Below are 15,402 nucleotides of genomic sequence, written 5' to 3'. Positions count from 1 at the left end.
TAAATGTTTTAAGAGGGTGTAATTATCTGATTATAAGTTTTTTATATATATTAAAAATAACAATCGTATCATAAAAGGTGGGTAAATTAACGTGAAAGGTGGGTGAATTAACGTGAAAGGTGGGTAAATTAACGTGAAAGGTGGTTGTTTTTAACGTAAGATCGTATAGAACTCCTCTAAAGGTGGGTAAATTAACGTGAGAATGCTATATTTACAATTAAGAACTATTTTTGTTATATGATTGTAAATACATGACGTTAATTCTCTCTCCCAATATGCTGGATTATAAGATTATCAAGTCCAATAAATACATTAATTCAAAACAATCTAATATTTCGATTAATGCGCAAAAGATTCTTGTGTTTGCGATGGCTATGATAAAACCTGAGGATACTGAATTCATGGATATTCAGATTCCAGTGAGATTGATTTTGGGAAAAGGAGATCAAGTTCTTCAGGGTTATGATTACAAAAAAGTGAAAGAAGCTGCTTCGGAATTGATGGATTTGAGAATAGAAATAGAGAGAAGTGACGGGCGGTGGAAAAAAATAAACTTTGTGAGCACATCGGAAGGGCAGGACGGGGCTCCATTTATAAAGTTCAGGTTCAATGACGCTGCCAAGCCATATTTGTTGAATCTTCGAGATAACTATACTCAATATGTGCTTAAGTATGTCAATAATTTTAAAACCAATTTTTCATTTAGAATCTATGAGATATGCAGACAGTATTTGAAGATTGGAAAAAGGGAGATTAGTGTTGACCGGTTTAGAATGTTGCTCAATTTAGAACATAAGCATAAGCGATGGCAAGACTTGCGTAGAGAAGTCATAGAGAAGAGCTTGAAAGAAATCAATGAGTATTCGGACATACATGTAGCTTATGAAGTGTTAAAGACAGGTCGTAGAATCACCGATATCGTGTTTTTGATTTCTCCCAACACAAACAGTGGGTTTAATGAGAAAATGCTTGGAATGCCTATAGAAATGCAAATAAAGAGCGGTTATCATATTAATGAAGCTGTAAGGGGCATGGAAGAAATGATTCCTATGCAGGAAAAGAGTGATGGATTGGAAAAGAACAGTGAAACTAGAGAGGAGGAAATCGCTCGTTTGGCTCGAATAGAAAGGAAGAAATTGGAGGAGCAAAGAGCTTCTGTGAAGTCTGAATTATATAATCAATACTACTTGGACATTCGAAAAGAATACGTAACTAATTTTGGAATGGAATTTAAGAAAAAGTATGTGGATTGGGTTCAGGAGCATGGCAATTTGGAAGAACGAAAATCATTACAAGAGTTGATAGAGCTACGCGATAAAGCTTCGCAAAAATGTTGGAATTTTTATGGAACTTTTCTCATTCGAAATTATGGAACTTCTGAAGATCGAAAATGGCTTGATATTGATGCATGGTGGGAAGACAACAAGTCTATTGAACAAGGAGGTGGTGAGGAACCATTTTAAAAAATATATGAGTGGGTATACAGCAAATATTATGAAGTTTTTAGAAGGATCGTATCGCTTATTTTTTTTAAATCATAAAATCATTGATAACTTTCAGCGGATTAATTTTTTGAGTATGTCCAACGATAATTTCATAGAAAATCTGGAAAGATGAAAAAGGTAATTTCGATAATCAATCATAAGGGAGGTGTGGGCAAAACCACGACAGCTGTTAACTTGTCCAAGGCATTGGCTTTGAGTGGACATAAAGTGTTGATGATAGATATAGATCCGCAGGGAAATCTTTCTCAGAATTTTGGATTTGAAAACCCGTCGGATCAATTGATAAATGCGCTTGTGGATGGAAAACTGCTACCTGTCCAGGTTGTGGACGAAGGTTTGTTTTTGGTGCCATCTGGCATTGACTTGATAGAAGCGGAGTCTTCATTGGTGAATGTGATGTCAGGAATCGCTCGACTAAAAAGAGCGCTTGCGCCTGTTCGAAATGAATATGATTATGTGATTATCGATTGTCCTCCAAGCTTGAATATTTTGTCTCAGAATGCCATCATAGCTTCTGATAGTGTCATAGTGGCTGTGGAACCAACTAAATTTGCAAGTTCCGGGCTTGATAGGATGTTTGAGTTGATTAAGGATGCTCAGCATGACATGAATGAAGATTTGAAGATCGAGGGGATACTTTTTACGATGGTGGATAACAGGCTGGCGATACAGAAGTATGTTCAGCAGTTGGTTAGCGAGACATTTGACGACTTGCCTGTTTTTGAGACTGTGATAAGAAGAAATGTTGCTTTGCAGGAAGCTTCTTTCGAAGGGAAGGATGTGTTTGCTCATGCGCCTAAAAGCTATGGAGCGGAAGATTATGAGGCATTAGCTAAGGAGATTTTGCAAAAGGAGGTAGTCAATGGCTAAGAAGTTTGGAGGAAGCATCGTCAGGACAAGTCGTTCTCAAAGTTCAGAATTATCTGCTTTGACAGAAATCAAGAATAGTATTTTAGTTCTGGATGAGTTAAGGGATTTGATTCCACCCTTGGGAGGCGAAGAGTATGAACAGCTGAAGACTAATATTGAGAAAGAAGGAGTCAGGGAGCCTTTGCTTCTTTGGGAAAGAGGTGAAGAGTATATCTTGGTGGATGGACATAATCGCTATAGATGCATTGAGGAGTTAGGCAGAGATTCGGTTAAGTGGACTGTTAAGATGCTTTCTTTTAATTCTATAGAAGAAGTGAGAGAGTGGATGATCAATAATCAATTAGGAAGAAGAAACCTGACCGATATCCAAAGAGCTTTGCTTATAGAAAGAAAATATGAGTTGATTAAGACAGGAAAAGGAGGCGATCGAAAGTCTACAAATTTCAATGGGCAAATTTTGCCCATTGATCAAAAGGCAAATGCTTATCAGCAATTAGCGGAGGAAACAGGTCGTTCGGAAAGGACTGTTAAGAATGATATCGCATTGGCTAAAGGCATAGATAAGCTAGCTGATGGATTGAAAGGCAAAGTGTTGTCAGGAGAGAAAAAAATTCCGAAAGGAACTCTGAGCGCTTTTGGTAGATCAAATATGAATGACTTTGATCAGTTTGAACAGCAAGTGAAAGAGAGAAAGAAGTCACCTGACAAGACTAAAGAATTAGCATTGATCAAGGCGGAGTTAGAGCTTAGCGTGAAAAAGATGATGAAAGCAGGGATGACTCGAGGTCAAGTTAGAAAGTTAATATCGGAGACTTGCGAGCTAGTTTTTGATTCATAAATAACACTGACACGACTTGAGGTTTTTCAAGTATAGTTTATTTCAGTATAACATCAACAAGCAAACCCAAGTGCATGAGTTTGCTTATTTGAAGAAGAATTAAATCTTATTGTCAAATGCTTTTGCTATTAAAGCAATACCGGTATTGGGTATATTGGCAAAGGCATAGGAAGTGGGCAAATAGGTCCTATTGGAAAAGGCAATACTATGCATCCGCCTGGAGCTACTCCACCATTGATTTCTTTGATTTCAGTTGCGTTTAAACTTGTCATTTTTCTTTTGATTTATTTTTGAAAATTTATTTGATTATATAAGGAATTTGAGATAGAATAAGTGGACCTAATGCAACTAGGAATCCAGGGCTTACACCGCCATTTGTGCTTTGCGTTTCTTCTATTGTTAAGTTGTTCATTTTATTAAAATTCAGCAGGTTGAGGGAAACAGATGATGATAATATCTTTGATTGGCTTAGGGTAGATAATGCATCCACCTGGAGCTACTCCTCCATTCAGTTGAGATAGCTCAGTATTGCTTAGATTTTCCATATTGATTAGAATAACATTTCTTCGATTTGATGTCCAATAGCTGCTCCGCCTATAGCTCCACCTACACTTCCAGCAGGTCCTCCTATTGCGCCTACTAATGCGCCGGCAGCTCCACCGATCATTGCTCCAATCCATCCGCCACCGTTGATATCGTTTAGTTCATTGTTGTTTAGATCTTTCATTATTATGATTTTATAGTGTGAGTAAATGTTTTGATTAGAATAGTATTGGTTCTATTGGCAATGGCATTGGTATAGGTCTTGGAAAGCCAATAGGAGGTTTAGGAAATGGACATATGATTACACATCCGCCTTCTACAATTCCTCCGTTTAAATCATTAAGTTCTTTGAATGATAAATTTTTCATGATAATAAATTATAATTATTAATATTATTGACGATTGTCTGAGTTTCGATTCGAATATCTTTCAAGCAAGTGAAACGTGATTGCACTGTTGATTTTTTTCTAAATTATTTCAGATTTTCAATGTCTATCTGGGTCGTTTTCCAGCTTCGATTCGAATATCCTTCAAGCGAGTGAAACGTGATTGCACTACTGAATTCTTTTCGAAATTTTTCAAATTTTTAATGTTTATATAGACAGTTGTATTGATATGGGAAGAAAGATTCTTTTAAGAAAATGAAATGATCTGAAAATAAATGGTTACAATTTTTTGATTCGATCTACTACTTTCCGTAACAAGATTTTTTACCATTATGTCAGTGATCAAATATTTAAATCGTATCGAGAGAATCGATATGCTTATCAAAATGAAATCTACAGGCCAGCCGCAACATTTGGCTGACAAAGTGGGGGTATCAAAAAGGATGATTTATGAAATCATCAATGATATGAAGGATTTGGGAGCTCCGATCAAATATTGCAATTATAGAAAAAGCTATATGTATGAAAGAGAAGGAAACTTCAAATTCAGTTTTATGCCTAAAGAAATGAGTGCCACAGATATGTATCATATCAATGGCGGATCGACTCTTCGATCATTTGCGAATGCGGGGCATATATTTTTCAATTTCAGCTGATATCGATGATGAATAAAATAATAGTGATTGTGGCTGTGTTGATGTTCGCATGGATTGAAAAAGGGAGGGCGATTGTCAAGGATACAGTGTCTGGATATGATTTGGAGCAATGCATATCTTATGCCTTGCAAAATAATCCGGATATAAGGCTAAATTATTTGCATATGGAAGATCGACAGAGAGATCTTATGCATTCGAAGGGTGAAAGGCTTCCTGAATTGCAATCATCTTTTTTTCAAGGATTCCAATTTGGCAGATCTATAGATCCCACAACCAATGCTTTCGCATTTACCAATTATTCAAGCAATAGTTTGGGACTTTATTTTAGTTTAATGTTATATAACGGTGGAGCTATAAAGAATGGAATAAAAGAAAGTGAACTTAGAGTGGAGTCGGCAAGCATAGGGCTTAATATTGCAAAGGAACGAATACAATTGAATGTGTTGATGGGATACTTGGATGTCTTGCTAAAAGAAGAGCTGTCCGAAAGCGCTAAATCAATACTTAAGATTACAACAGACCAAATGAAGCAGACAAGAGTGCTTATTGATGCAGGTTTGGAAGCTGAAAGCGAGATGTACAAACTTAAGGCGCAAAGAGCTTCGCAAGAACTGGATGTCATACGAGCGGAATCGGATTTGGAAATGGCTCTTTTGAAACTTAAACAGGAAATGTTTTTTCCAGATGAGAGGCATTTGACGATAATATCTCCGAAGTTGATAGAAGAACAAATAGGTACTTTGGATGTGGAATCATTTGATTACATCATGGATCTGGCATATAAGACAAGTTTGGAAGTCAAGCAATCGGAGGTCGACATTGAAAGCTCTATTTATGGTCAAAAGAAAATGAAAGGCTTATTTTTGCCTAAAGTGTCTTTGAATGCGGAAAATGTAACTAATTACTCTTCAGCTCAAAATACAATTCGCCAAGTGGCTACGGGAAATAAGATTACAATGGATCCTTCACCTATAGGCTTTTTAGAATCTAATCCGGAGCAGGTTGTTTATTCTTTGCCTTATGAGACTGATGAATATGAAATCAAGGATGGATATTCTTTAGGCAAGCAGTGGAATGATAACATGTATCAAAATGTAAACTTGAGAGTCAATATTCCTATTTTCAATGGGTTTAAAAATAAGGCTCAGAGTCAAAAAAGCAAGATCGCTACCGATAAGCTGGAAGTGGAAAGGCAAAAGGTGGAAATCACATTAAGAAATGTCTTGAAGCAAGCTTACCTTGACGCTAAAGCGGCGCATAAAGCGCATCAGTCAGCCAAACAAGAGTTAAGCTCTTCTCAGTATAATATGGATATGGCTCAAAAACTGTTCAACAATGGCAAGGGGAGTTTTGTCGATTTTCAAGTCGCTCAGCAGAAAGTGTTTATAGCTAATTCCAACCTGATACAATCCAAGTACAATTATATTTTCAAGAGAAAAATTCTTGACTTTTACATGACACATGAGATCATTTTATAGGTCTCTTAACAAGCAAACAAAATGGAAAATAAAGAGAAAGACATATTCCCGGTAGAGATTGTCAAGCACACATCTTCCTATCATATATCAACGCTTTCCAAAAAGAGCCAGGCTATATACATATCAATTGTTGTTGCTTTGTTGGCAATCATCATTTGCCTTCCTCTCATTTATGTGAATGTAACAGTTCAGAGTAGGGGAATTGTTAGGCCTCATGGAGAGAAAGTAAATTTAGTGTCTATGGTTTCCGGTAAAATAGACAAGATATATATATCTGATAATCAAAAAGTAAAAGAAGGTGACTTGTTGATTTCTATAGACGATTCAAAGCTTAGAAACAAGCTTAAGTTCAATAAGCAAAGACAGAGTGAAGTAGGTAATTTGCTTTCGGACTTGCGAATATTGATTGATTTGGAAATTCATGGGAAATTGGTTGATAAGATTAAAACCGTTGTTTACAATCAAGAATGGAGCTTGCTTCAAAGACAGCAATTAGAGTATGATCATCAGAAAGCCAAGGCCAATCAAGATTTTTTGAGAGATAGTATTTTGTATGCTCAGAAAGTCATTCCTCAGGTTAATTTTCAGGAAAGCAAAATGAAGCGAAATACCTTATTGGCCAAAGAAAAGATTTTATGGAATCAGCAGTTTAGCAAGTGGGCAAGCGATAAAGAAAAGTATGAACAAGAGCTTGACCAATTGGCAAGCCAAGAGCAGGAGTTTGAAAAAGAGCTTGAGTTTTATCAAATCAAAGCGCCTCATTCAGGTACAGTGCAAGGCTTGACGGGAATATTTGAAGGGAGCATATTGATGTCCAACCAACAAATCGCCGAATTGTCTCCAGAGTCTTCATTGCTTGTGGAATGTTATGTTTCTCCATCGGATATAGGCATGATCAAGATCGGCGATGAGGTGATTATGCAAGTGGATGCATTTGATTATAATCAATGGGGAACGCTAAAAGGGAATATCAAGGCGATATATAATGATGTAACTATACGGGATAATACGCCATTGTTTAAAGTTCATTGTGAGATGAACGAAGAAAAGCTGACACTGAAAAATGGATATGAGGGACATGTCAAAAAAGGAATGACGATGAATGCCAGATTTGTGATTACAGAGAGAAGCTTGTTTCAGCTTTTATTTGACAAAGTGGATGATTGGATGAACCCTTCCAGAGGTTAATTTTTGGAGTTGAAAAAAGAAAATTAAGATGAGTTCTATAAAGATAAAACAACACGATATCACTGACTGCGGAGCGGCTTGTTTGGCTTCAATTTCAGCGCATTACAAATTGAAACTTCCTATCGCCAAGATTAGGCAGATGGCTTCGACGGATAAGAAAGGAACCAATATCTTGGGAATGATAGAGGCGGCTAACAAGCTTGGATTTGATGCCAAAGGTGTAAGAGCTAATGGTATTGAAAATTTGTACGATGTACCGCATCCCACAGTGGCTCATGTGATTGTCAATGAGGTGTTGCACCACTTTGTCGTTATCTACGAAGCTAATGAAAAGCATATCAAAGTAATGGATCCGGGAGATGGTCAAATTCATAAGTATTCGCATGAGGAATTTGATGAGCTTTGGACAAAAGTTTTGATATTGATATCTCCTAATGATGAGTTCGAAACAGGCAATCACCAAGTATCGATGATTAAGAGGTTTTGGTTTTTAGTAAAGCCTCATCGGTCAGTTATGACTCAAGCGCTAGTTGGAGCATTGATTTATACCGTGTTGGGACTTTCAACCTCTATTTATGTGCAGAAGATTATCGATTATGTATTGGTGGGAGGCAATAAGAACCTGCTCAACATCATGAGTGTGGGAATGATTGCTATTCTTTTGTTTAGAGTATTTTTGGGATCGGCTCAAAGCTATTTTACTATCAAGACAGGCCAGCAAATAGACGCTAGATTGATATTAGGCTATTATAAGCATTTGTTGAAATTGCCTCAAAGGTTTTTTGACACTATGCGTACGGGTGAGATTATTTCTAGGATCAATGATGCTATCAAAATACGAACCTTCATCAACGATGTGTCGATTAATCTGATTGTAAATGTATTGATTGTGGCTTTTTCATTTACGTTGATGTTTATTTATAGTTGGAAATTGGCTTTGATCATGATGGCCATACTTCCGATATACGCGGGAATTTACGCTTTGACAAATAAGCTTAATAAGAAGACTCAACGCGGAATAATGGAAAACGCAGCTGAACTGGAGTCTCAACTTGTGGAGTCTATTAATTCTGTCGGCACGATCAAAAGATTTGGCTTGGAAGAATTCGCGAATCTGAAGACTGAAAGCAGGTTTGTCAAATTGCTTCAATCGGTTTTCAAGTCGACTAAGACTACGATATTTTCAAGTAACTCATCAGAATTCATAGCTACTTTATTCACGATAATTTTGTTATGGACGGGAGCGACATTCGTTTTAGATGGAGATATTACAGCGGGTGAATTACTTTCCTTCTATGCTTTGATTGGATATCTTACAGGTCCGGTTAACTCTTTGATTGGAATGAATAAGTCTATCCAAGATGCCAATATCGCAGCTGAGAGGCTTTTCGAATTGATGGATTTGGAACGAGAGGAAATGGGAGAAAAATTCGATCTTAAGCCAGAAATGATAGGAGACATTTCATTGAAAAATATCAAATTTAGATATGGTTCCAGAGCTAACGTATTTGATGACTTTTCATTGAATATTAAGAAAGGGCAAATGACTGCATTGGTGGGTGAAAGTGGATCGGGAAAATCTACATTGATTCATCTTTTGCAAAACATATATCCGATAGAATCCGGGAATATATCAATAGGAGATCACAATTTGAAATACGTATCGAATGAAAGCTTGAGAAAGTTAGTCGCTGTTGTGCCTCAAAACATTGACCTTTTCTCCGGAAATGTGATTGAGAATATCGCTGTGGGAGAATTTAATCCTGATGTTCAACGCATTATCGATATATGCAAGACGATTGGGATTATGGAATTCATAGAGACATTGCCTGATGGGTTCAATACACACTTGGGAGAAAATGGAGCATCTCTTTCCGGAGGACAAAAGCAACGCATTGCTATCGCTAGAGCACTTTATAAACAACCTGAAGTATTGATACTGGATGAAGCTACATCATCCTTGGATTCGGCTTCCGAAGTATATGTGCAAAATGCCATCAATAAGCTTAAGAAAGAAAACAAGACCATTATCGTCATAGCGCATAGACTAGCTACCATACATAATGCAGATAAGATATGTGTATTAGAAAAAGGACAGTTATTGGAAGAAGGAAGCCATGATGATTTGATGTTGTCCAATGGAAAATACTGTGAATTATGGAAGCAACAATTCCCTATGATGGAGAATATGATGTCAATGAATTAATTTTTTATCAATAAAATATATTAACATGAAAGATTTAAATCACAAAGAGCAAGTAATGATCGATGGAGGAATGATTGATGGTGGGTATATTGGAAGACAAGTAGCTACCCAAGCGATAATATATGGAGCAAAAGCTCAACAAGCATTGAGAGAATATTTTATGGGAGAGAAATAGTATTATCTTTCATATTGAAAATTGAAGTCGTGTTCTTAATTTGAACACGACTTTTATATTAGAAAATTTATATTTTGATGTTTAAGAGGTTATAATTCTCGGGAGGCATTTTTCTTCAAAAACATATTTAACATAAAGCTACTTATGAATAAATGCCTCTATTTTCTCAATATCACTTTGCGGTATTTACTAAACACATAAATAAATAAGACCAACAGTATTGTTGTAAAAATACAAATTACAAATGAACGTGAATTGAAAGACCTTTTTCTTTCGAACAGTGGTTCGCTATCTCCTAATAGTTGAATATTAGCCCAATAAAATGGATTCTTATTAATTAGTCTGAAATCGTCATTTTCTCTAAAATCTTTTTTCGCTAAAAACAAAGATTCGCTTTTAGAATAGCCTTGTTTGAGATAATCGTAAAAGTTGCTGACAATATAAGAAGTGGATTCGTCGTCGGCATTCCATAGAGTCATGAGCAAACAAGGGACTCCTGCATAGGCAAATGATCTTGCCAAACTCATAACCCCTTCTCCCATAAGCAATTTCCCATTTCCCGTTTGGCAAGCAGTGAGTGTGGCCATCTTCACATTGCTTAAATTCATCGCTTTGATCTCTTCAGTATATAGCTTGTTATTGGAAGATAGACCTTTATTCGGGTAGAAAAGAATATAAGAATTTGTAGGCGTTTCGGGGTTCACTTTAGCGTGTGTGGCCAAGTGTATGATTTTGCTGCTATCAGCATAATCCATGAAATAGGATTTGGTTGCGTTTTCAGCTAGTAAAGGAGCTGAAGAAATACTTGAAACTTCTCTTCTTGAAAAAGGAAGCTTCAATGACTCGATAGAGTAATCGAGTTTGCTTTGAGAGGGCAGAGATCTGCTCCATTGATCTACAAAAGGAGCCATCGCTAATATATTGTGCGTGTACTTTTTTTTAGAATTCGCTTTTTTATTCATAAAAGATTTAAGTGAGAAAGCGTACTGAATATTATGAGTTTGAGCTAAGTATAATGGATTATTATCTTCAGTAAACTTGCTAACCAAGATATCGAAGGGTATATAATAGAGTTTTCCTGAAGGGGAAATCACTAGATTTTCAATATCTTCAATATCTTTCTCAAGTGGATTTAATAGCGATTGATAAATTTTATAGGATATGCTATCTCCTTTGAATCCATGCTTTTGTTCTTTGGTATAAAGAACTTTTGATAACTGATTGATATTATCAAATACTTGACTATTGCCATCTACTTTAAAAAAAACGTGCTTGTCTTCAGTTATAAATTGCGCATAGATATGATCTTTTCCTGTAAAAAATGTCAAGTAAGCAGCTTCATTTTGATTTAATTTTTTTTGAATATCCTTTTTAAATTCTTTTAACGCAATATGCTCCCAGGCTACTACATTGAAGTTTGCATTTAGTTGATGCAACTGGATGTTAATATCTTGAACCTGACGAGAGTAACCTTCTTGAAGAGTGTCATATAAATAATATGCCCTAGCTTTTAATAAGCTGTCTTCTTTATTTCTAATTATTTCAGGCTTGTCAAATCTTAAGTCTGTATGATCTTCCAATACAGCTGAATGTATTTGATCCATCACCATCAAAGCTGAAAGCATGTTCTCTTCATTATCAGGAGCTATCTGATGGATTTCATGCATGATAGAAAGAGCTAGCTCAAACAGGTCGTAGTATCTGCTAAGATAGTTTAGCTTGTCTTTCGAAGTGTATAATTGCTTTTTCTTTCGGATAGCATATTGAACGGCTATTAGAATATCGGATTTGCACTCTAGTAAATCCGTTACGCTTTTTGAGCGTAGATATTTATTTTGTTTGGCTTTGGCTCTAAGAGAATATATATCAGAAAGAATATGGAATTCATTCTCATCGATCATAAATCTTCTGAATAGTATATCTTCCAATGAATCAAGCTGTATGATAGTGCCATTAGGGTTGTTTTTTTGAAGGTTTGACCTTGCGATTCCCATGATAGCGTCATGATAATATTTAAGAAATTTTTTATTATCACTCCTTCCTATGATTGACAACATCTGTTGACAAGATTTTTCAAATAGCTGATGTTCACCTAATTTTTCATAATAACTAGCAAGCGAATTATAAGTGCTGAGCATATTGATATAATCCTCTTGTTTTTCAGCTTTGATATAATCTTTTGATTTTTTTAATAAATATATCGCGCTATCAATGTTCCCTTGATGAGCTATATTCCAAGCTATATTTTTATAAAGCCAATGCTTGCTGTATCCATGAGTTTTATAATCGGGAAGATGAATCGCATTGTCCAATAATATTTTTTGAACTTTATTGAGTTCTTTGTTCTCTTTCAAGGTTAGTAATAAAGCACTTTTATTATGCCACAGAGAGATCATGGATTCGGGTGTGTTTCCTTCCTTTTCAGCATTATCTATAGCCTTATTAATGTAGTTCAAGGCTGAGTGCATTTCGCCTTTTTGATAGTATATGGCAAAGAGAAGGTTATAATATTTTTTTTTGAACCAATGCTCCTGGACGCCATCTATATATTGTTTGGCTACATTAAGGAATAAAATTGCCGAATCAGCTTGATACCTTCTATAATGAATCTCTGCAGTATTATAAGCATTTTTGCAGATAGCATTAGCTCCTGAATTGTGCTTAATTGACCACTCTAAGTTATTGATAGATAGGTTGTTTAAAGTGTCTAGATTAACACCATCAATTACCTTAAGTCTTATATCATAAAAATTCGTAATCGCTTTTTTCTTCGTAGATATCTTTGGATTATCTAGCGTACGACTTATCAAGCCTCTAAGTTCATCGTATTTTCTAGAGTTATATAGTTTATAAAAGTCATCATTTTCAGCTATGCACTTGGCATTGCAAAAGCTTAATAAGCAAAAAATGAGTAATAATGAAAAATATATTGTGCCTTTGTCAATCATGATATGAAAGAATGTGAAATCTATTCAAACACGAAAGACTAATGTAGCTAATTTTATATTAAATATTTCATTATTAAAATAAAAGAATTTTTAAAACTCATATTTCCATGATAAACATGGGTTTTATCGGATTGTATTTTTTCATGAATTTCATATGCCTTTCCATATTCACCCATCTCAAAATAGCAAATCATCAAGTGCCATTCAAAATGATGATTAAATAGGTCATTATTTAATTGTCGACCTATGGATAATAGAGCTTCCGCATTTTTAAAATCAGCTATTTTCATATATGCATTTCCAGCCATTAACAAGGATTCTTCATTCTCATATCGATTGGATTCATATATTGAAATTACGTCATTCCAACTTTCCTGTTGATAAGCCTGCATGTATACGTTGCCGCTTAGGTCGGATTCTCTCACATTTCTAAATTGATATGTCTCATATCCGTCATTCATGAAAGAATATGTAGCCAAAGTTCGACTTGCATTGTAGCTAATAATGGAAAGAAAAGCGATGGAAGCGGCTATGGAAATACTAATAGTCCATAATTTTCCTCCTCCTTTTTTTTGATGAACAAAGGATTCATGGACATTTTTAATAGCTTCTCTTCTCGCAGCTCTTTTGATTCCTCTTTTAAGCCCTTTTTGAAGCTCTAATTCATGTTGAAAATCCGGATCTTCAGATATTAATCGATTAAATTCTTGATGTTCATCATCATCAAGGTTATCATCCAGGTAATTAATGATTAGGTCTGTATTCTTATGCATGAAAATGTTATTGTAATGTTTTCAAATTATCTCTATAAGCTTCTTTAATCATCGGATATTTATCCAGTTTACTTCTCATAGCCTTGAGGCATTTGCTTTTTTTGTTTCTGATCACTTGCTCATTAGTATATTTGTCAGAATACTTTTTTAAAAGCTCCGGAATGCTTAATTCCTCGAAATAGAAAGACTTCAATATTTCAAAACAGGAAGTTCCTAAACTTGATGCCGCTTGCTCAAATATTCGTTCATTTTCAGAATAAGTGATCATTCTGTCAATTTTTTCTTCATCTTCAATGTTTTTATCAAAAAATGAATCCATTAGAGTGAATTTGGATCTTTTTTTCAATAAGTCTCTCCACATATTTCGACATATAGAGTATAAATAGGTTTTTACTGTTGAGTTTCCTTGAAATTTCCCACTTTCGATATTATCCATAAGTACCATAAGCGATTCTTGAAATATATCTTCAGCATCTTCGGATCTTCCGAAGTTTTTCAAGATCATATTTTCGACCATTCCATAAGTTTCTTGATACAATTGCTTGATAGTAGCATCCAAGTTTTCACCGGTAATTATATTTGATATGATATTAAGATCAGTAATCGTTTTTTCTTTGTTACTGAATAATTTAAGAGCCATTTGAAAATCATTTTGAAAGACAATAGTCTAAAATTATATTTTTGTAGCACCAATATCAAATTAGGAAATATTTTTTATTTGATTATTTACAAATAATTAAGGTTTGTAGTCTACTATGATATCATCATCTCCATTGTCGCCCATTGCTCTTGAAGAGTTCCTATCTTCAATTAATATAATATTAATTTGCGTATATAACCAGATACCTTTGCTAGGATCTTCTAACTGATATTTTATTTGAAATTTCCCAAATAAGCCATCAGAAATAATTGATTCAACAGGTATTACTCCATTATCTAATTCTGCTATTTGATTGCCTGCCATATCTAGCAAATAATATTCCCCAGAAGGAATATCTTCAATACGGTTTCCATTGTATATTGGTCTAACGATATCATTAGATTTATATAAGCCTCCTTTGTATTTGATACCACTAAGAATAATTTCCGCACCTCCCATACTCCTGGAAGATTTAGAAGAAACGGTGTATTTCTGTCCCCAAAGACTTGATTCGAAATCCAAGCCTTTATCATTTATTTCAATGCCATGAGGGTAAATATTCAAGCCATCAAGCATATTAATAAAGTCATGAGATTCTTTGCTTTCCTGTACATCATTTGATTTGGTAGGATATATTATATGCTTCATCCCATTGCTAACTAATTTATAAGAAATGTTATTGCTTTGAGTATTTATAATATCCATATCTTGCTCTAAGTCATTAGAACAGCTTAAAAATGAGAAAGAAATTATTGAAGCGAAAAAAAATGTAAGAGCCTTTTTCATGACGATTTTGATTTAATATTTTCAAATACGCCCTTAGTAGAATAGCCCTTACTTTTTGTAATCAGTTTTTTAAAATTTTATTTCTAAAGAGTAAAATAAGATTTTTATTTTTATAAATAAGTGTCTTATTTTTATTATATAAATTATAATAAAAGACTATTACATTATTTTTTAAATAGGAAATGAAATTACGTGAAATCCAAATATAAATAATGTGTTTTTAAATTGTATTTTAATTATTGTTTTAATTTAAAAAATATTTTGTTATAATGATATTTTAATTATTTATTTAAAATAATAATTAATATTAAAATATTAAAATAACATAAACTAAAACAAAAATAACATAAACTAAAACAAAAATAACATAACTTTTTAGTTGTTTTGTTGTTTTAATACTTTAATTGTTT

15 protein-coding genes are annotated in these 15,402 nt (G+C 34.5%); 8 read left to right on the top strand and 7 right to left on the bottom strand.

Features of this window, described 5'->3' with window-relative positions; all coding sequences use genetic code 11:
• Nucleotides 1–251: 251 nt before the first annotated feature.
• The 3 genes from AABK36_RS25320 to AABK36_RS25310 all read left to right on the top strand — a co-directional run bounded on the left by AABK36_RS25320 (nt 252) and on the right by AABK36_RS25310 (nt 3,213).
• Nucleotides 252–1,463 carry a replication initiation protein gene (locus AABK36_RS25320; RefSeq protein ID WP_309943453.1) on the top strand — a complete coding sequence of 404 codons (1,212 nt, stop codon included), beginning with the start codon at nt 252–254 and terminating at the stop codon, nt 1,461–1,463.
• A gap of 150 nt (nt 1,464–1,613) precedes the next feature.
• The gene (locus AABK36_RS25315) at nt 1,614–2,375 is read left to right on the top strand and encodes a ParA family protein (RefSeq protein ID WP_309943455.1); all 762 of its coding nucleotides are present in this window, start codon (nt 1,614–1,616) and stop codon (nt 2,373–2,375) included.
• Nucleotides 2,368–3,213 (top strand): ParB/RepB/Spo0J family partition protein, encoded by an 846-nt coding sequence (locus AABK36_RS25310; RefSeq protein WP_309943456.1) that lies wholly within the window; start codon nt 2,368–2,370, stop codon nt 3,211–3,213. The genes AABK36_RS25315 and AABK36_RS25310 overlap by 8 nt, the downstream gene beginning before the upstream one ends.
• A 128-nt stretch (nt 3,214–3,341) precedes the next feature.
• Here AABK36_RS25310 and AABK36_RS25305 read toward each other — a convergent pair whose 3' ends face one another.
• The 3 genes from AABK36_RS25305 to AABK36_RS25295 all read right to left on the bottom strand — a co-directional run bounded on the left by AABK36_RS25305 (nt 3,342) and on the right by AABK36_RS25295 (nt 3,940).
• Nucleotides 3,342–3,485 (bottom strand): hypothetical protein, encoded by a 144-nt coding sequence (locus tag AABK36_RS25305; RefSeq protein WP_309943457.1) that lies wholly within the window; start codon nt 3,483–3,485, stop codon nt 3,342–3,344.
• Between the two features lie 144 nt (nt 3,486–3,629).
• Nucleotides 3,630–3,758, bottom strand: a complete 129-nt coding sequence (locus tag AABK36_RS25300; protein ID WP_309943458.1) for a hypothetical protein — start codon at nt 3,756–3,758, stop codon at nt 3,630–3,632.
• Nucleotides 3,759–3,763: 5 nt separating this feature from the next.
• Nucleotides 3,764–3,940 carry a hypothetical protein gene (locus AABK36_RS25295; RefSeq protein WP_309943459.1) on the bottom strand — a complete coding sequence of 59 codons (177 nt, stop codon included), beginning with the start codon at nt 3,938–3,940 and terminating at the stop codon, nt 3,764–3,766.
• Between the two features lie 534 nt (nt 3,941–4,474).
• On the opposite strand from AABK36_RS25295, the gene AABK36_RS25290 reads away from it, so the two are divergent.
• The 5 genes from AABK36_RS25290 to AABK36_RS25270 are packed head-to-tail and all read left to right on the top strand — an operon-like array spanning nt 4,475 to nt 9,845.
• Nucleotides 4,475–4,798, top strand: coding sequence for an HTH domain-containing protein (locus AABK36_RS25290; protein WP_309943463.1), 324 nt, complete (start codon nt 4,475–4,477; stop codon nt 4,796–4,798).
• 5 nt (nt 4,799–4,803) lie between these two features.
• A complete protein-coding gene (locus AABK36_RS25285) occupies nt 4,804–6,276 on the top strand; it encodes a TolC family protein (RefSeq protein WP_338390374.1) in 1,473 nt (490 codons plus the stop codon).
• 21 nt (nt 6,277–6,297) lie between these two features.
• On the top strand, nt 6,298–7,464 hold the full coding sequence (locus AABK36_RS25280) for an HlyD family secretion protein (RefSeq protein ID WP_309943435.1): 1,167 nt from the start codon (nt 6,298–6,300) through the stop codon (nt 7,462–7,464).
• Between the two features lie 28 nt (nt 7,465–7,492).
• On the top strand, nt 7,493–9,670 hold the full coding sequence (locus tag AABK36_RS25275) for a peptidase domain-containing ABC transporter (protein ID WP_309943437.1): 2,178 nt from the start codon (nt 7,493–7,495) through the stop codon (nt 9,668–9,670).
• Nucleotides 9,671–9,695: 25 nt separating this feature from the next.
• Complete coding sequence (locus AABK36_RS25270; RefSeq protein ID WP_309943439.1) at nt 9,696–9,845, top strand: hypothetical protein; 150 nt, start codon at nt 9,696–9,698, stop codon at nt 9,843–9,845.
• A 158-nt stretch (nt 9,846–10,003) separates the two neighbouring features.
• Here the strand turns inward: AABK36_RS25270 and AABK36_RS25265 are convergent, their stop codons facing one another.
• The 4 genes from AABK36_RS25265 to AABK36_RS25250 all read right to left on the bottom strand — a co-directional run bounded on the left by AABK36_RS25265 (nt 10,004) and on the right by AABK36_RS25250 (nt 14,992).
• Nucleotides 10,004–12,793: a CHAT domain-containing protein gene (locus tag AABK36_RS25265; RefSeq protein WP_309943442.1), complete on the bottom strand. Its 2,790-nt coding sequence runs from the start codon at nt 12,791–12,793 to the stop codon at nt 10,004–10,006.
• Nucleotides 12,794–12,846: 53 nt separating this feature from the next.
• Nucleotides 12,847–13,566 carry a tetratricopeptide repeat protein gene (locus AABK36_RS25260; protein WP_309943444.1) on the bottom strand — a complete coding sequence of 240 codons (720 nt, stop codon included), beginning with the start codon at nt 13,564–13,566 and terminating at the stop codon, nt 12,847–12,849.
• Between the two features lie 7 nt (nt 13,567–13,573).
• A complete protein-coding gene (locus AABK36_RS25255; RefSeq protein ID WP_309943447.1) occupies nt 13,574–14,206 on the bottom strand; it encodes an RNA polymerase sigma factor in 633 nt (210 codons plus the stop codon).
• 96 nt (nt 14,207–14,302) lie between these two features.
• Nucleotides 14,303–14,992: a hypothetical protein gene (locus AABK36_RS25250; protein ID WP_309943450.1), complete on the bottom strand. Its 690-nt coding sequence runs from the start codon at nt 14,990–14,992 to the stop codon at nt 14,303–14,305.
• Nucleotides 14,993–15,402: the final 410 nt, after the last annotated feature.

This window comes from Aureibacter tunicatorum (assembly GCF_036492635.1).
GTDB classification, from domain to species: Bacteria; Bacteroidota; Bacteroidia; order Cytophagales; family Cyclobacteriaceae; genus Aureibacter; species Aureibacter tunicatorum.
Note: the sequence above shows the minus strand (reverse complement) of the source record. Positions and strands in the feature narration are given on the sequence as shown.